This is a genomic window from Klebsiella africana, assembly GCF_020526085.1.
GTDB lineage: Bacteria > Pseudomonadota > Gammaproteobacteria > Enterobacterales > Enterobacteriaceae > Klebsiella > Klebsiella africana.
In genome coordinates this window covers 4,712,744-4,729,647 of record NZ_CP084874.1, presented here as the reverse complement: position 1 = coordinate 4,729,647, position 16,904 = coordinate 4,712,744, and the positions used below count along the sequence as shown (strand labels likewise).

The following is a 16,904-nucleotide window of genomic DNA, read 5'->3' as shown; positions in this document are numbered from 1 at the left end:
CCCGGAGCCGTTTTTTTAATCCTGACGATAGGCCGACGGCATCACGCGCATGCCGATGAGCGTGACCACGCAAATTATCGCCCCGGCGTAAAACGTCGAGGCGGCGCCGAAGGTTTCCCACAGTACCCCCGCGCCGGTACTGGCCAGCAGCAGCGCCAGGCCGCTCATCAGGTTAAACATACCGAACGCCGTACCGCGTAGCTCGGGCGGCGCCGTATGGGCGACCATCGCCGCCAGCAGGCCCTGGGTCATTCCCATATGAATCCCCCACAGCGCGACGCCGATCAGCAGCGTACTCCAGTGGCCGCTGAGCGCCAGCACGATATCGGCGAGGATCAGCACCAGCAGTCCCCACTGCAGCAGTTTGCTGTGGCTCATACTGTCTGAGAGTTTGCCGAACGGGTAGGCTGTGAGGCTGTAGACCAGGTTCATCGCCACCATCACCAGCGGGATGGTATAGAGCGGGATCTCCATCTGCTGGGCACGCAGTACCAGAAAGGCTTCGCTGAAGCGGGCGAGGGTGAAGATGCTGCCGATCGCGACCACCCACCAGTAGGCGGCGGAGAGCTTTTTCAGGTTTTCGCGCTTCAGCGGATTGCTGCGTTTATGCGCGATGGCGGATTTTGGCTCCTGCAGGCCAAATCCGAGCAGGAGAATGGAGAGCACGGCGGGAATGACCGCCACCCAGAAAATAGCGTGAAAATCGTTGGCCCAGATAAACATCAGCAACACCGCCAGCAGCGGGCCGAGAAAGGCTCCGACGGTATCCAGCGCCTGGCGTAGTCCGTAGGCTGCACCGCGGATCTCCGGCGGGGTGACGTCGGCGACCAGCGCATCGCGCGGCGCGCCGCGAATACCTTTGCCTACGCGGTCAATCATGCGGGCGCTAAACACTACCCCGGCGGTTGGGGCGATGGCAAACAGCGGCTTACTGAGCGCGCCCAGGCCGTAGCCCAGCAGCGCCAGTCCTTTACGCTTGCCGACATAGTCGCTGATCGCGCCGGAGAAGACTTTCAGGATCAGGGCGGTGGCTTCCGCCAGTCCCTCGATAAGACCGATAATTATCACGCTGGCGCCGAGAGTGGTGGCCATAAACAGCGGTAAGAGGCTGTGGATCATCTCGGAGGAGACATCCATCAGCAGGCTGACGCCGCCAAGTACCCAAACGCCTTTGGGGATGCGGCCTAAGGTGGCGAAACGCGGAACCATCAATCACTCCTGATTATCAAATGGCGAGTGCTGATTAAATCAGGTTGCGATGACGCTGATAAGTCGCTTTGTAAAATAATTCTCAATTGCGTTTAGGTGAAAACCTCGCTTCGCCCCTCGCGAAGAGAGGCGAAGAGTCGGCCTGGCGCTAACGGTATATCACCGCGCTGGCGCGAAGCGGGCCGTTGGTTTCTGGTTCGTGCATCAGGATGGGCTGAAAGTATTTTGCCCCCTGCGCATCGCTCAGCTGGCTAAGGGCCTGTTCGGCCTCGTGCTCAGTGGCCATGTTATGATTGATATAGATAACGCCGAGGCTCTGCACGTCGTCCATGTTGCGGGCCTGACGTTCGGTGATTTGGATAGCTGCCAGCGCGTTGGCGCTGAAGAAAAGCGCAGCCATCATGGCGATGATTTTCAGTTTCATATACTACGCTCCTGACTGACAGTCCTGACACTGACTCGGGGCTCTCCTGTGGTCGTTAGGCTTTGATATAAGTGTAATCGCTGCGCGTTCATCGCATGGCGACCTTTTCTGATGCAGTTGTTCAAAAAAATGCCGCTTCCTTTATTGGTTAATTTTAAATCACCCACTTAGCCCAGCTTGGCGCTTAGTGCGAATTATTTGTGCAAATGCGCTTGTGTTCCTGAGGGGCCGCCATTAGAATGACGCGTCAATTTTTCAGCCGCCCTTTAACACGTTCCTTGCCTCCATGGGCCGCGGCTGACCCAGACAGGAGGCTGAATAATCCGTAAGGAGCAATTCGATGCGTCATTACGAAATCGTTTTTATGGTCCATCCTGACCAGAGCGAACAGGTTCCGGGCATGATCGAACGTTACACTGGTGCAATTACTGCAGCAGCAGGTACGATCCACCGTCTGGAAGACTGGGGCCGCCGTCAGCTGGCTTATCCGATCAACAAACTGCACAAAGCTCACTACGTTCTGATGAACGTTGAAGCGCCGCAGGAAGCGATCGATGAGCTGGAAACTAACTTCCGCTTCAACGACGCCGTTATCCGCAGCATGGTAATGCGTACTAAGCACGCTGTTACCGAAGCATCTCCGATGGTTAAAGCGAAAGACGAGCGCCGTGAGCGTCGCGAAGATTTCGCCAACGAAACCGCAGATGATTCTGAAGCTGGGGATTCTGAAGAGTAATCCTGATGACCAACCGTCTGGAGCTGTCCGGCATTATTTGCAGGACTCCACTTCGTAAGGTCAGCCCGTCAGGAATTCCTCACTGCCAGTTCGTGCTTGAGCATCGTTCAGTGCAGGAGGAAGCCGGCTTTCACCGGCAGGCATGGTGTCAGATGCCCGTTATTATTAGCGGTCACGAGAACCAGGCCATTACTCACAGTATAACGGTCGGTAGCGCAGTAACCGTTCGAGGGTTCATCTCTTGCCATAAGGCAAAGAACGGCTTGAGCAAAATGGTTCTGCATGCCGAGCAGATTGAATTGATAGATTCTGGAGACTAGCCATATGGCACGTTATTTCCGTCGTCGCAAGTTCTGCCGTTTCACCGCGGAAGGCGTTCAAGAGATCGACTATAAAGATATCGCTACGCTGAAAAACTACATCACCGAAAGCGGTAAGATTGTCCCGAGCCGTATCACCGGTACCCGTGCAAAATACCAGCGTCAGCTGGCTCGCGCTATCAAACGCGCTCGCTACCTGTCCCTGCTGCCGTACACTGATCGTCATCAGTAATCGGTCACGGTCCATTAATACGACTTTGAGAGGATAAGGTAATGCAAGTTATTCTGCTTGATAAAGTAGCAAACCTGGGTAGCCTGGGTGATCAGGTTAACGTTAAAGCGGGCTACGCTCGTAACTTCCTGGTCCCGCAGGGTAAAGCTGTTCCTGCTACCAAGAAAAACGTTGAATTCTTCGAAGCACGTCGCGCTGAACTGGAAGCCAAACTGGCTGACGTTCTGGCAGCAGCTGAAGCTCGTGCTGAGCAGATCAACGCCCTGGAATCCGTAACCATCGCGTCTAAAGCTGGCGACGAAGGTAAACTGTTCGGTTCCATCGGTACTCGCGACATCGCTGACGCTGTTACTGCAGCAGGCGTTAAAGTTGCTAAGAGCGAAGTTCGCCTGCCGAACGGCGTTCTGCGTAACGTTGGCGAGCACGAAGTGAACTTCCAGGTTCACAGCGAAGTATTCGCTAAAGTTATCATCAACGTGGTTGCTGAGTAATCGGCCTCTGACGTTCTGGTAACAACAAATCGCCGGCCTTGTGCCGGCGTTTTGCTTTTTAGCGCCTTTCATTGTTATTCTGTTTTTTCTTACCCTGTTCCGGGGAATCATTCAACACGTATAGAGCAAGAAGTCGCAGCAGACAGCGCTGTGGTGACCCCTGTTCAGATGAAAGTCTGTATCAGGAGATGATGTATGGCTCTGGCGTGTTTCGTCCCGGCATGGCGCCGGAACGATTTACGTCAGGTGGTGAGTATTGGCTCTCTGACGGCGCGCTGCGGATCGATAACCGTTAGCCAGATAATAGCCGCCGCAATAAGGTCGAGAATACTGAGCGCAATAAAGAAGGGCGTGTAGCCAATCTGATGCACCAGCAGCCCCATCACCATGGTGAAGAGCAGCTGTCCCAGCCAGGCGGCAGAGCCTGCCATACCGCTGACGGTAGCAACCTGGTTCTTTTTAAACAGATCGGAAGCTAAGGTCATCGCCATGGTCGACAGCATCTGATGGGCAAAACCGCCAAGGCTAATTAATGCGATGGCAAAGTAGACGTTTTCCACAAAGCCGACGGCGGACAACGAGGTCATCAGTAGCGCGCCAATCGTAAAACCTATCCGTCGGGAATTGACCGTCGTGACGTTAAATTTTGTGATTAGCAGATTAGAAAGCACGCCTCCCGCCACGCAGCCGATATCCGCTGCCAGGAAGGGGAGCCAGGCAAACATCGCGATTTCTTTTAATGGCAGGTGGCGGACCTGGATTAAATATAACGGCAACCAGAAACTCAACGTTCCCCAGACGGGATCCGACAGAAAGCGGGTCATGGCAATGCCCCAGAAATTACGCTGTTTTAGCAGCGCTCTCAGCGGTGGACGTTTATCGCCATCAGACTGTAATTCCTTTTCCTGACCGGCGGCAATATATTGCTTTTCTTCTTCGGATATCCATTTATGTTTTTCTGGTGGGCGATATAAAAACAGCCATAAAAAGGCAAAGATAAGCCCGAATGAACCTGTGAAAATAAAGGCGAACTGCCAGTGCATATAGATAATCGCCCATACCACAATCGGTGGCGCCAGCATCGCGCCGAGGGATGTCCCAATATTGAATAAACCGCCGGCGATGCCGCGCTCTTTCGAAGGAAACCATTCCGATGTGGCTTTGATACCCGCCGGGATCGCGGCTGATTCACTCAGGCCAAGCAGACCGCGGCAGAACGCCAATGACTGCCAGTTAATCGCCAGCGCATGCGCCATGTTAGCAAATGACCAGGCGAGGGCAAAAATAAAGAAACCAATACGTAAACCAATCGAGTCTAAAATATATCCGCAGACCGATTGCGCTAAGGTATAGGCCATCTGGAATGACATTATGACCCATGAATATTGCTGTTCAGTAATATGTAACTCAGTAAATAATGTCGATGCAGCGACGCTAAGAGAACTTCTTGCCAGATAGTTAATGGCAGTGCCCAGCGCGACCAAACCGATTATCCACCATCGGAGTCCTTTTATTTTCATATTAGTCACCTTAACAGGTAGGGTACAAGAAAGATTAAATACTTTATAAGTTACTGCTTGCGGTATATTTCTCCACAGAGAAAATCAGGCCAGTTCTTTTCAAAATAATTACCTTTTAAATCCGGTAATTTTCTTAATGATTGTTGCTGGAAAATAAATTTATTTTCCCGATACTGAATGGTGAGCTTCGTCTTTTTGTCGGCCTGTTGTTCTGTCCGAAAACGCCATTGCGCTAAGGGGCCGTGGCGGGTTAACGGCAGGGAGTCACCTTGCGGGTCAAGAATAATTCGCGCGCCCCGGCTTCCGCCGCCTGCGGCGACATACTCCTCCAGCATGGTCAGGATAGCCGCCGAGGCCATCGTCAGTTGACGCCACATGAAAAGCCCCGGGATCTCAGCCAGGTGCTGAATTGAGAGGGCGTCATGGGCGAGGCTTGCCAGCAGCTGCCGGGCCTCCTGCGCGGCCGGGCAGATGGTGTCCACATGACAGATAAATCCGGCGTAATCAGACATCCGCGCCTGTATTTCCTCTCTCAGACTTGATAACGAGCGCCCTGAGGCGTTATCCAACGCCTGTTGGATCACCGCATTAATCTGCTTGAGGGGGCCGGTAGCGAGCGCTTCCACCGCGTCGCTTTCCCCTCGCCAGCCCGCTTCGGCGATATAGCGCGCCAGACGCACGGCAAAGACCTGTCCGGCGTTCAACGCGGCCCCACCGGGGCGGGTCACGCCGTGCGTACCGGCCACTTCGCCGACCGCAAAGCAGCCGGGCAGCGAAGTCTGTCCCCAGATATCGACCTCAATACCGCCATTCATATGCTGATTATTCATGGCAAACTGCAGCGGCGCCTGGGTGAGATCGTGGCCATGCATGCTGTACAGGCTGATGGATAAGGGATTCATCCGCTGCAGGCGTTCGATGGGCAGCGCGGCCAGCGCGTCGTTGTTCTCCAGATAGGCGCGAACGTCGTTGTCGAGCCGGTCGAGCGAGAAAGGCAGGTCGCCCGGTACCGGCTGCGGGTTGCGCAGAAAATCCATATAGATTTTGCGGCCCAATTGCTGCTCGTGCGCGACGGCCATATCCAGCAGACTGGAGCCAAAGTCCAGCACTCTGGTGGCATGGAATGGCCACTGGTATCCCTTGCGAAAGATGTTCGACGCCAGCTCCTGGGTGGTACGGTAGTAGTCAGCCAGAAAGTTATGTTCGTTACCTTCGTTATCCACGGAGTAGATATATGGGATCACTTGCACATAGGTGCCGGATAAATTCCACGGAAAAGCGCTGCGCGGCGTACCGATGCCGAACTGGCTTTCCGTCAGATTAGCGAGCGTGATCCCTTCTTCCAGCGCCAGTCCCAGCGAGCCAAAACATTTATGTGGGTAAACGCTGTCGCGATACAGCTCCCCCGGGCCGCCGGTAGCCAGGACGACATTCGGCGCGGTGACAATCGCCAGGCCGGATGTATTCCAGGCCCGTGAACCGGTCGCCAGAATTGCGCCAGCCACACGGTCAACGCCAGAGGCATCGCGCTGGTGCAGCAGCTTAATGATGGTTGCGCTGGTTAACAGCGGGATCCCCAGCCGTTTCACCTCACCGAGCAGTACCTTCACCATCAGACGCGAGGTGCGCGGTCCGCAGGAGGTGGCCCGACCGGCCTCGTCGTGGTCCGTCTGGTAACGCAGAATGGCGCCGTAGCGATCTTCCGGCAGCTCCAGACCGAGATATTGTAATCCCCCCAACGTATGTAACGAGCCGACGGCTTCCACATAGGCAGTATCGAGATCCATCGCTCCGCCGCTGGCTAACGCCTCCGCCAGCGCAACGAAGTTATCGCCATTGCCCGCGGTGGCTGCGGTGAACAACGTCTGCTTATCCGAACCGGAGCAGGCGGAGGTGCCCATATAGAGGCCCGCCGTCGCCAGCAGGACGTTTTGCTGGCGACGCTGAAGCTCCACCGCCGCGCGCAGCCCGGCCGCACCGCTGCCGACGACCAGCGCATCGGCCCGCCAGACGGGATAGGTCACGTTATCAATGGTCACTACCGAGGAGGGCTCTGCCTGGGCGAAGCCTTTCGGAAAAGCAACGTGCGTCAGCGCATCAAGGATGGCGTCACTCACCTGGCTCATGCTTCCTCCATTGGCATAAACAGGTTGCTGTCCATCAGACGCGGGTGCCTGATAATCGGCCGGAACGCCATATACGGCAGAATATCGCGCTCAATGTTGACCCCAGGGGCGACTTCGGTAAGCTCCACACCTTCAGCCGTTAGCTGGAATACTGCGCGTTCGGTGATATACAGCACTTCCTGTCCGCTCTGACGGGCGTAATCGGCACTAAAGGTGATCTTTTCCACGTTGGCGACCAGCTTGGGAATTTGCCCGGACTGCGTGATATGCAGGCCGTCTGGAGTAACGTCAATTATGCTGCCTTTGGCGTCGAAAGTGCCGCAGAACACTACCTTGCGGGCGTTCTGAGCGATCTCCAGAAAGCCGCCGGGGCCAATCAGATTGCCGTTGATGTGGGAGACATTGACGTTGCCGCACTGATCCATCTCGCCCATGCCGAGGAAGGTGATGTCGATCCCACCGCCGCTGTAGAATTCAAACTGATCCAGTGAAGGAAGAATGGCGTCGGCGTTGCGTGCGCAACCGAATAACGCATCGTCCAGCATCATGCCGTTATGGACGCCTTGCTCCACGCTGAGCCATAAACTCTGGTACGGTACGCCTTCGCGCAGCGCGATGCCGGGGATGCCGCCGGGAATACCAAAGCCGAAGTTGGTGGACGCACCGGCAACCAGTTCGCGGGCCGCGCGGCGGGCGATCAGGCGGCGTACCGGATGGCTGACCAGCTCAATGGCGTCGCTGGAGCAGAGGCGGCGGTGTTGGCCGCTGATGGTCAGGTCGTAGCCGCCGAGATAGGTCTGTGGCTGTTCGCGATATTCCACAATGCCGTCTACCAGGATCCCCGGCAGGGTGACGTTACGCGGGGCAATTGCGCCCGCTTCCAGCACGTCGCGCACCTGAGCAAAGACCTTGCCGCCGCTGTTATGCGCTGCCAGCGCCATCGAGTAGCTATCCATGTTGATGGCTTCTTCTTCGAGGCTGATGTTGCCGCGCGCGTCGGCATAGGTCCCGCGCACAATGGCGTAATCGACGGCAAACGGGCGATAGCGCAGTTTGGTTTCGCCATCGATCTCGATAAGCTCCACCAGATCTTCGCGGGTGATGGCATTGGATTTGCCGCCGTCGTGACGCGGGTCAACGAACGAGCCGAGGCCAACGTGGGTGATAAGCCCCGGACGTCCGGCGCCGATCTCGCGCAGCAGCGCCTGGATGACCCCGCCGGGGAAGCAATAGGCTTCAATCTCTTCGTTCTTCACCAGCGCCTGCATCTTGGGCGACCAGGTAAAATGGCCGGCAATCACCCGTTTCAACATTTTCGCGTGAGCGAAACGGTTCGAGCCTTTGCTGTCGCGATCGCCGACACCCAGGGAATGCACCAGCGTCAGATCGCAGGGATGGCCGGTTTCCAGAAAGCGTTTTTCGATCGCCGCCAGCAGATAATCGGCCTCCACCATGCCGCCGCCGTTACCGCTGATAGCGATCGTCGCGCCATCCTCAATCTGGGCAGCCAGCGCGTCAGCCGTTGTCATTTTATTCATCGTTTATTCCTTACTGGTTGCGGAAGGTCACATTGCCTTTTTCCGCGAACGCGCGCGTCGCCTGCTGGCAGTCCTCGGTGGCGGACATCAATCCGGCCAGCAGCTGGTGCGGATAATCCGCATGTTTATTCTCGAGGGCCAGAATGAGCTGTTTAATATGCGCCAGCGCCACCGGGCCGCATTTCTCCACGGTAGTGAGCTGATTTGCCATCCAGCTCTCCACCTGCGCTTTTTCGACCACCTCGTTAATTAAGCCTGCCGCCTGTGCCTGCTGGGCGGTAAGGCGTTTGCCGAGCATCAGCATCTGGCGGCCCACCGTGGGGCCCACCTGGTTAAGCACGCGTTCAATGCCCATCCAGCCGGGGATCATGCCGAGCGTCACTTCCGGTGTGGAGAACTTGGCCGCCGGGCTCGCGATGCGAATATCGCAGCACAGCGCCAGTTCGATGCCGCCGCCGATGGTATGGCCGTTAATATTGGCGACGGTCAGCTGTGGCAGATTGCGCAGGCGGGAAAAAACTTCGTTACCGCGTTTAATCCACTTTCTGCCCATATCCAGCGGCGAGTAAGCGGACCAGGATTTAATATCGCCGCCTGCGCAGAAGAATTTGTCGCCGGTGGCGGTTAATTCCACCAGCCGTAATGTGGTGTCATTTTCTATTTCGCTTAAATAACGATCGAGTAATTCGATCATCTCTTCATTAATCGCGTGACATTTATCTTCGCGGTTCAGCGTCAGGCGGCAGGAAGCCGCCGTTCTGCTGAACAGAACGGGGTATGCATTCATGGTTAATCCTTAGCAATAATGCGCGATGCGATCGACGCTAATATCCAGGGTGCTATTAATGTCTTTTTGCCACCAGTTGTGCGGCGAGAATATTTCTAATTCCACGGCGCCATGAAAACCGGCACTTTCCACCAGACGACGAATCGAAGGGATATTAATCACGCCATCGCCCGGCATACCGCGGTCATTGACCAGATCGGTGGTCGGTACCAGCCAGTCGGAAACGTGAAACGCCAGGATCCGTTTACCCGCCCGCTGGATCTGACTGGCAAGGTCGGGGTCCCACCAGACGTGGTAGACATCCACCGCGACGCCGAGGCCATATTCGCCGTCCGGGTCGAGTTCATCGCACCAGTCCAGCGCCTGCCGCAGCGTACACAGGCAGGAGCGATCGGCGGCGGTCATGGGATGCAACGGCTCCAGGGCAATAGGCACCCCGACCTCCCGGGAGTGCGGCAGCAGCTGACGGATACCGTGTTTCACCTGCTCACGCGCGTCATACAGATCTTTGCTGCCCTGCGGCAACCCGCCGACCACCTGCATATAGCAGGCGGCGTTGAGCGTCGCGGCATCGTCCAGCGCCCGGCGGTTTTCGTCTATTGCGCGCTTACGTTCTGCCAGCGTAGGGGCGGTGTAATAGGTGCTGCGACAATATCCCGATACGGCCATATGATTCGCCGCCAGCTGGCGGGCAATCGCCGATACGTTCTCGCCGTCCAACTCCCTTCTCCAGGGGGCGATGGCGCCAATGCCGCGAGCCGCACAGGCATCAATGATGGCGGGAAGCGGCGTTTTATAGCCAAGCGTCGCGGTATTGATGCTGAACAGATCGGGGCGCTGCAGAAGATTTCTCATTTTCGGGCCTCAGAAGCGCGGCATGCTCAGGCCGCCGTCGATGGCAACCGCCTGGCCGCAGGTGTAGATCAGCTTGCCTTCCGCCATGGCGCGCACGGTAGAGGCAATATCCGCCGGGAAGCCCCAGCGTCCCCACGGCACCAGCCCTTTGGCGATCAGTTCGTCATAGTAGGCGGTGGCCGGGATCGTCATTTCCGTTTTGATAAGACCTGGACGGATTTCATATACGCCGATCTGCTCTTCGCACAGACGGGCGGCGAACAGGCGGGCGGCCGCGGACACCGCGGTTTTGGCAATGGTGTATTCCCCGCGGTTCATCGCCAGCATGATGGCGTTGATGGAGCTGACAAAAATAATCGAGCGATGCGGTAATTCGTGTTCCGGTTTAGGCTGCGCCAGCAGGCGTTTGCTGAACGACTGCGCGAGGAAGAAGGGCGCACGGGTGTTGATGGTAATATTTTCATCAAAACTGTCCGGCTGCAGATCCAGAATATCACCGCGCTTTTTCACCGAGATCCCGGCGTTATTGAGCAGGCAATCCAGACGTCCCCACTGATTTTGCGCTGCATCCAGCATCTCTTCATGCAGGGATAGGTCGCCGATATCGGCAGGGAAACAGATCACTTCTACGCCTTCGGCAATGCATTCCTGCTGGGTCGCCTTGAGTTTTTGCACACTTTCCGCATCGGGGCGGTCGTTGATCAGCAGATTGAACCCGCCGCGGGCCAGCTCAAGCGCGCAACCTTTGCCAATACCGCGAGCCGCACCGGTGATAACGGCAACTGGATTATTCGATTTCATCGTAAACCTCATCTTGTTTATGGTTTTTGTGTGGTGGCTAACAAGATGCGATTAGATCATTTAAAGATCAACCATCTGGTTGGTTGATCTGTGATGCCGATCACCGGTAACTTTATAACTTAATGAAAAACAGGTGTTTTTGCTTTTTACTGAAGCATCGACTAAATCGGGTTATGATAGGCATAGCGAAGGGACGATGGGGACGCGGCATGTATATTGATACCAGCAACGCGCAAAGTCTGAAGGAAAAACTCCTTCTCAGCGCGGTGAATGAATTCGCAGAATATGGCTATGAAGGCGCCAGGGTAGATAATATCGTCAAGGCGGCGGATTGCAGTAAACAGACGGTCTATCACCATTTCGGTAATAAAGAGAATTTATTTATTGAAGTGCTCGAATATACCTGGAACGATATCCGTCAGAAAGAAAAGTCACTGGATGTTTCAGGATTATCTCCAGCGCAAGCCATTGAGAAAATTATTGATTTCACCTGGGATTATTATATCGATAATCCGTGGTTTTTAAAAATCGTGCATAATGAAAATCAGAGTAAAGGCATCCACTATCAGAAATCAAAGCGTCTACCTGAAATTAACCATTCGCACCTCGAGTTGATGGCCTCATTGTTGGATGAAGGAAAGAAATTAAATATTTTCAAACCGGATATCGACCCGTTGCAGGTGAATATTAATATTGCTGCGCTTGGTGGGTATTATTTAATTAATCAACACACGCTTGGACTGGTTTATCACATCAGTATGGTATCGCCACAGGCATTAGAAGCCAGACGCCAGGTCATCAAAGAGACGATCCTGAGCTGGCTGCTGATTGATAAGACTGCGATTTGAGAATACCACTATCGCGCACGCACAAAGCTGCCGTTCGACTGGCGGGTAAACAGCACCTGCTGGCCGTTGCCGGTATCGATAGTGAGCCCGGTGACCACGCCGTTGGCGTTCTGCCGAATCTGCACGGTCTGTCCGCTCTGCAAAGTACTTAGTGGCTTGCCAGCGCCTTCAACCTGCGCCATGGCGTAGACGTCAGTGGCCGGCAGCCCATGATCGCGGAACAGCTGCGCCAGGGTTTTGCCTGACTCGATGCGATAGGTCCGCCATTGCTGCTCAATACCCGGCGCGGACTGCTGTGATGAGGATTGATAAGGCTGGGAGGCAGCGGGCGTCTGCGCCTGATCCGGCTGCTCATCCTGAATCGGCTCCGGAGCGACCGGGGCCATCTGATCGGCGTCGCTCACGGTAGGCGTATTAGTGATCGGCGGCAGCGGAACGGCCTGATTGCCGCCAGCTTGCGGCTGGGACTGTGACTGCAGGTTCAGATTCGCTTCACGGCTGGTGGGGGCCGGGCTTTGGTTATCGTCGGCGGGGAGCAGAATACCGATAATGACTAACAGAAAGCCAGCGATGATACCCCGGCGGTGCATCGGAGGCAGCGGGTCCAGGAGGCGAAAATCATCCGGAGCGTGCCAGATTTTCGCCAGAATAGATGTCAGTTCAACGCGCCCGGGCATGGCTTTCCTCCTGCTCCGCATATTTTTATCCTGCCTATGAGTATAGATGGCTAACGTCCTGATGACCGGAACAAAGTAAAGTTAACCTGCTGCTGCCTATTGTTTCTGTTTCGCTGAGATTTGTCATCATCCGCCGACAAAGTTTTACCCATTTCGCTATGGCTGTTATGCTTTCGCACGCTTTTCTCTTGATGTTTATCACCCAAAAAGGAACAACGATGGCAACCCCAACTTTTGACACTATCGAAGCGCAGGCAAGTTACGGTATCGGCTTGCAGGTTGGACAACAGCTGAGCGAATCCGGCCTGCAGGGGCTGCTGCCGGAAGCGCTGGTGGCGGGTATCGCCGATGCGCTGGAAGGTAACCAGCCGCAGGTGCCGGTGGAAGCCGTTCACCGCGCGCTGCGTGAAATCCACGAGCGTGCTGACGCTGTGCGTCGCGAGCGTTTCCAGGCCATGGCCGCTGACGGCCAAAAATACCTTGATGAAAACCGCGAGAAAGAGGGTGTGAACAGCACCGAGTCCGGTCTGCAGTTCCGCGTACTGACCCAGGGCGAAGGCCCGATTCCGGCGCGTACCGATCGCGTACGCGTGCACTACACTGGCAAACTGATCGACGGCACCGTCTTCGACAGCTCCGTCGCTCGCGGTGAACCGGCTGAATTCCCGGTAACCGGCGTGATTGGCGGCTGGATTGAAGCGCTGACTCTGATGCCGGTAGGTTCCAAATGGGAACTGACGATCCCGCACAACCTCGCCTACGGTGAGCGCGGCGCTGGCGCATCAATTCCTCCGTTCAGTACCCTGATCTTCGAAGTTGAACTGCTGGACATTATCTAAACAGCAGCGGCTTCCTCTTCCCCCGCGGCAGGGGAAGCCATGAAAATAGCGTAAAATCCTTAAGTTAAAAATTAATTGGAATTATGTTTTGCATTCATCACGTATGGGTGTATTTTTGTGAGCTATTTCGCGTTAGATGAGTGATATAACACTCACTTTAAACATAAAATTAACATTATATCTAAATCATAGTATTCATCCCTCCGATTCTTACCTAATATCGACTAGCCCTTGCTGGGGTTAATGACAGACGACGGGCCATCAGAGCCTGAACAACACAGACAGGTACAACAGGAAGAAATCACATGGTAGATCAGGTTAAAGTCGCTGCTGTCGAGCAGGAGCCGACTGAACAATCGCTACGGCGAAATCTCACAAACCGACATATTCAGCTGATCGCGATTGGCGGAGCGATCGGCACCGGGTTATTTATGGGTTCTGGCAAAACCATCAGCCTTGCCGGACCATCCATTATTTTTGTTTATATGATTATCGGTTTTATGCTGTTTTTCGTGATGCGTGCCATGGGCGAATTACTGCTGTCGAACCTCGAATATAAATCCTTTAGTGACTTCGCGGCCGATCTGCTGGGGCCGTGGGCGGGCTACTTTACCGGCTGGACCTACTGGTTCTGCTGGGTAGTGACCGGAATGGCGGACGTTGTCGCCATCACCGCCTACGCGCAGTTCTGGTTTCCCGGACTCTCCGACTGGGTCGCCTCGCTGGCGGTGATCCTGCTGCTGCTGGGCCTGAACCTGGCCACCGTCAAAATGTTTGGCGAAATGGAGTTCTGGTTCGCGATGATCAAAATCGTCGCCATCGTGGCGCTGATCGTCGTCGGCCTGGTGATGGTGATGATGCATTTCAAATCGCCGACCGGTGTCGAAGCCTCTTTCGCCCATCTGTGGAATGACGGCGGCTGGTTCCCGAAAGGGCTGAGCGGCTTCTTTGCCGGCTTCCAGATTGCGGTGTTTGCCTTCGTGGGGATTGAGCTGGTGGGGACCACTGCCGCTGAAACCAAAGACCCGGAAAAATCCCTGCCACGGGCGATTAACTCCATCCCGCTGCGTATCATTATGTTCTACGTCTTCGCGCTGATTGTGATTATGTCGGTGACGCCGTGGAGCTCCGTGGTGCCGAGCAAGAGCCCGTTCGTTGAGCTGTTCGTGCTGGTCGGCCTGCCGGCGGCGGCGAGCCTGATTAACTTTGTGGTGCTGACCTCCGCGGCCTCCTCGGCCAACAGCGGCGTGTTCTCTACCAGCCGTATGCTGTTCGGTCTGGCGCAGGATGGTCAGGCGCCGAAGATGTTCGCCAAGCTGTCGAAGCGTGCGGTGCCGGCGAAGGGCTTAACCTTCTCCTGCATGTGCCTGCTGGGCGGGGTGGTGATGCTGATGGTCAACCCGAGCGTGATTGCTGCGTTCACCATGATCACCACGGTGTCGGCGATCCTGTTTATGTTCGTCTGGACCATCATCCTTTGCTCTTACCTGGCGTATCGTAAAAACCGCCCTCAGCTGCATGAAAAATCGAGCTACAAGATGCCGTTGGGTAAAGTGATGTGCTGGGTGTGCATGGCCTTCTTCGTCTTTGTACTGGTGCTGTTGACCCTGGAAGACGATACCCGTGAAGCGCTGATGGTCACTCCGCTGTGGTTTGTGCTGCTCGGCGCGGGCTGGCTGTTTGCCGGCAAAAAACGTCTGGCGAAATAAAAAAGGCCACCCGGAGTGGCCAAATAAGACGGACAATGTCGAGGGCGCCTGCGGGCGCCTTTTTTTACTTCCCGCCGAGGGCGCGCGGAAACAGTACGTTATTTTCCAGACTGATGTGCTCCATCAGATCGTCAATCATCGCGTTGATACCGTTATACATCGCCTTCCAGGTGGTGCAGGCTTCCGGCGGCGGCGTCACGTTATGGGTGATGTGCTTAATGACTTCCAGCAGTTCGCCCGCTTCATCATGCTCGCTTTCCATCACGCTGATCGGGCCTCCGGCCTGGGCGCCCATTCCCTGTTTGATCATCGGGAACAGGATCTGCTCCTCTTTCATCATGTGGCTGGAGAGTTCCTGATGCAGCATGGTCAGGTATTTGGTCAGCCCTTTTGGCACGTTCGGTTTATCGGCATGCACACGTTCAACCTTGGTGGCCTGCAGGATCAGCTCCGGCAGCTGTTCACGGTGCCGCTCGTGATAGCGAACAATAATATGGTCGATAATCTCCGGGAGGGGCGCCGCGCGCCAGTCGCGGGAGAGAGGCTGCTCGGCCAGTTTCGCCAGCTCGGCTTCAATCACCGCGACATCCAGCGCTTTGCGCGATGCGGCCCGCGCCAGGGTCTGTTTGCCGCCGCAGCAGTAATCCATATCGTATTGACGGAACAGGGCGGAGGCGCGCGGGATGGTCAGCGCCAGCTCGCCTAAAGGTTGGTCACGGAAAGCCATAGCAGTTACCTCGTCATCAGGAATATAAGATGCATTTTAAATGCATCTTTGTGGCGAGGGAATACCCCTTAAGGAGGCGAGGCTACTTTTTTTCGTCCGCCAGCGGCTGCAGCATCGGTTTTTCCGGTCTGGCGCGTACGGCGGAGACCACGCCGAGCACCAGCAGCAGGATCCCGCTCAGGGTCAGCAGCGGCGGTAAACTTTGCCGCAGCAGGAAGGTATACAGCAGCCCGGCCAGGGTTTCGAAGACGATTAGCGGCCCGAGGATCACCGTCGGCAACCGCTGGCTGGCAATATTCCAGCACAGCGCGCCGACCCATGAACAGAGCACCGCGATGGCCAGCATCAGCGTAATAAACACCGCCGGGCGCGGGCCGAAGGGCAGGGGAAACCCGGCCTGCTGACCGTGCAGCCAGGCGCAGGCGGCGAGGTAACCGGCCAGCGAAACAGGAAGCGTCACCAGTGCCTGAGCGGTAGCCCACATCATTGGCGGATGATGGGGATTTTCCCGCAGCCAGCGGGCGTTGCGCAGGGCATACCAGGCCCAGCAGACCACCGATCCCAGCGCCAGCGCAATGCCGGAGCCGTAGCGCCATGGGCTAAAATTCGGCAGCCCCTGACGCAGTTCCGCAACGTTAACGCAGATCAGGCCCACAGCGATGCAGATCAGCGCCGGAAACAGGCGCCGCCACGGCAGCTTCCCGTCGCGCTGGCTGTAGAGCAGATTGGCGAACACCGGCAAGACCACCGGCAGCGTGCCGATAATCATGGTGGAGACCGGCGCTCCGGTGCGCTGAATGGCGCTGGCCAGGCAGACGTAATAGATAAGATTTCCCATCATCGTCAGGCCCAGCGCGGTCCACCAGTCGTTGCGGCTCAGCTGGCGCAAACGCGCGCGCCCGAGCCACGCCAGCGGCAGGGCGATCAGGCCCAGCGCCAGATAGCGCCCCATCGACTGCAGCATCGCCGGGTACTCTGGCACCAGCAGAGGCCCGACAAAAATTAACCCCCACATCAGCCCCGCCAGCAGGGCGTACAACACACCACTAATCATCATTGCATCCG

18 protein-coding genes are annotated in these 16,904 nt (G+C 56.1%); 7 read left to right on the top strand and 11 right to left on the bottom strand.

Annotated features, from left to right (window positions below; genetic code table 11):
- Positions 1-15: 15 nt before the first annotated feature.
- On the bottom strand, positions 16-1,209 hold the full coding sequence (locus LGL98_RS22725) for an MFS transporter (protein WP_004177693.1): 1,194 nt from the start codon (positions 1,207-1,209) through the stop codon (positions 16-18).
- Positions 1,210-1,357: 148 nt separating this feature from the next.
- Positions 1,358-1,633, bottom strand: a complete 276-nt coding sequence (locus tag LGL98_RS22720; protein ID WP_004206463.1) for a YdgH/BhsA/McbA family protein — start codon at positions 1,631-1,633, stop codon at positions 1,358-1,360.
- Positions 1,634-1,973: 340 nt separating this feature from the next.
- Here LGL98_RS22720 and rpsF point away from each other — a divergent pair, with 340 nt between their 5' ends.
- From rpsF to rplI, 4 genes are read left to right on the top strand one after another with little or no spacing between them, the layout of a single operon-like run.
- Positions 1,974-2,369: a 30S ribosomal protein S6 gene (gene rpsF, locus LGL98_RS22715; protein WP_002885691.1), complete on the top strand. Its 396-nt coding sequence runs from the start codon at positions 1,974-1,976 to the stop codon at positions 2,367-2,369.
- 5 nt (positions 2,370-2,374) lie between these two features.
- Positions 2,375-2,689, top strand: a complete 315-nt coding sequence (priB, locus tag LGL98_RS22710) for a primosomal replication protein N (RefSeq protein ID WP_002885722.1) — start codon at positions 2,375-2,377, stop codon at positions 2,687-2,689.
- A 4-nt stretch (positions 2,690-2,693) separates the two neighbouring features.
- Positions 2,694-2,921, top strand: coding sequence for a 30S ribosomal protein S18 (gene rpsR / locus LGL98_RS22705; protein WP_000135199.1), 228 nt, complete (start codon positions 2,694-2,696; stop codon positions 2,919-2,921).
- A gap of 41 nt (positions 2,922-2,962) precedes the next feature.
- Positions 2,963-3,412 carry a 50S ribosomal protein L9 gene (rplI, locus tag LGL98_RS22700; RefSeq protein ID WP_002886682.1) on the top strand — a complete coding sequence of 150 codons (450 nt, stop codon included), beginning with the start codon at positions 2,963-2,965 and terminating at the stop codon, positions 3,410-3,412.
- A gap of 242 nt (positions 3,413-3,654) precedes the next feature.
- Here the strand turns inward: rplI and LGL98_RS22695 are convergent, their stop codons facing one another.
- From LGL98_RS22695 to LGL98_RS22670, 6 genes are read right to left on the bottom strand one after another with little or no spacing between them, the layout of a single operon-like run.
- A complete protein-coding gene (locus LGL98_RS22695) occupies positions 3,655-4,932 on the bottom strand; it encodes an MFS transporter (RefSeq protein ID WP_032417738.1) in 1,278 nt (425 codons plus the stop codon).
- 50 nt (positions 4,933-4,982) lie between these two features.
- Positions 4,983-7,058: an FAD-dependent oxidoreductase gene (locus LGL98_RS22690; protein ID WP_136030956.1), complete on the bottom strand. Its 2,076-nt coding sequence runs from the start codon at positions 7,056-7,058 to the stop codon at positions 4,983-4,985.
- Entirely contained in the window at positions 7,055-8,596 is a 1,542-nt protein-coding gene (locus tag LGL98_RS22685) for an acyl CoA:acetate/3-ketoacid CoA transferase (RefSeq protein ID WP_136030954.1), read from the bottom strand. Before LGL98_RS22685 ends, LGL98_RS22690 begins: the two co-directional genes overlap by 4 nt.
- A gap of 10 nt (positions 8,597-8,606) precedes the next feature.
- Positions 8,607-9,383 carry an enoyl-CoA hydratase/isomerase family protein gene (locus LGL98_RS22680; protein WP_032412820.1) on the bottom strand — a complete coding sequence of 259 codons (777 nt, stop codon included), beginning with the start codon at positions 9,381-9,383 and terminating at the stop codon, positions 8,607-8,609.
- Positions 9,384-9,392: 9 nt separating this feature from the next.
- On the bottom strand, positions 9,393-10,238 hold the full coding sequence (locus LGL98_RS22675; protein WP_136030952.1) for a sugar phosphate isomerase/epimerase family protein: 846 nt from the start codon (positions 10,236-10,238) through the stop codon (positions 9,393-9,395).
- A gap of 9 nt (positions 10,239-10,247) precedes the next feature.
- Positions 10,248-11,039, bottom strand: a complete 792-nt coding sequence (locus LGL98_RS22670; protein WP_032417744.1) for a 3-ketoacyl-ACP reductase — start codon at positions 11,037-11,039, stop codon at positions 10,248-10,250.
- 209 nt (positions 11,040-11,248) lie between these two features.
- On the opposite strand from LGL98_RS22670, the gene LGL98_RS22665 reads away from it, so the two are divergent.
- The gene (locus LGL98_RS22665; protein ID WP_032417745.1) at positions 11,249-11,887 is read left to right on the top strand and encodes a TetR/AcrR family transcriptional regulator; all 639 of its coding nucleotides are present in this window, start codon (positions 11,249-11,251) and stop codon (positions 11,885-11,887) included.
- A gap of 8 nt (positions 11,888-11,895) precedes the next feature.
- Here the strand turns inward: LGL98_RS22665 and LGL98_RS22660 are convergent, their stop codons facing one another.
- Complete coding sequence (locus LGL98_RS22660) at positions 11,896-12,564, bottom strand: LysM-like peptidoglycan-binding domain-containing protein (protein WP_048993756.1); 669 nt, start codon at positions 12,562-12,564, stop codon at positions 11,896-11,898.
- 218 nt (positions 12,565-12,782) lie between these two features.
- On the opposite strand from LGL98_RS22660, the gene bamJ reads away from it, so the two are divergent.
- Both bamJ and cycA read left to right on the top strand, forming a co-directional pair.
- On the top strand, positions 12,783-13,403 hold the full coding sequence (gene bamJ / locus LGL98_RS22655) for a BamJ family beta-barrel-assembly machinery protein (RefSeq protein ID WP_002886687.1): 621 nt from the start codon (positions 12,783-12,785) through the stop codon (positions 13,401-13,403).
- 305 nt (positions 13,404-13,708) lie between these two features.
- Positions 13,709-15,112, top strand: coding sequence for a D-serine/D-alanine/glycine transporter (gene cycA / locus LGL98_RS22650; protein ID WP_002886688.1), 1,404 nt, complete (start codon positions 13,709-13,711; stop codon positions 15,110-15,112).
- A 64-nt stretch (positions 15,113-15,176) separates the two neighbouring features.
- Here the strand turns inward: cycA and ytfE are convergent, their stop codons facing one another.
- A complete protein-coding gene (gene ytfE / locus LGL98_RS22645; protein ID WP_020864848.1) occupies positions 15,177-15,839 on the bottom strand; it encodes an iron-sulfur cluster repair protein YtfE in 663 nt (220 codons plus the stop codon).
- 82 nt (positions 15,840-15,921) lie between these two features.
- Positions 15,922-16,893 (bottom strand): DMT family transporter, encoded by a 972-nt coding sequence (locus tag LGL98_RS22640; protein ID WP_136030991.1) that lies wholly within the window; start codon positions 16,891-16,893, stop codon positions 15,922-15,924.
- Between the last annotated feature and the right edge of the window lie 11 nt (positions 16,894-16,904).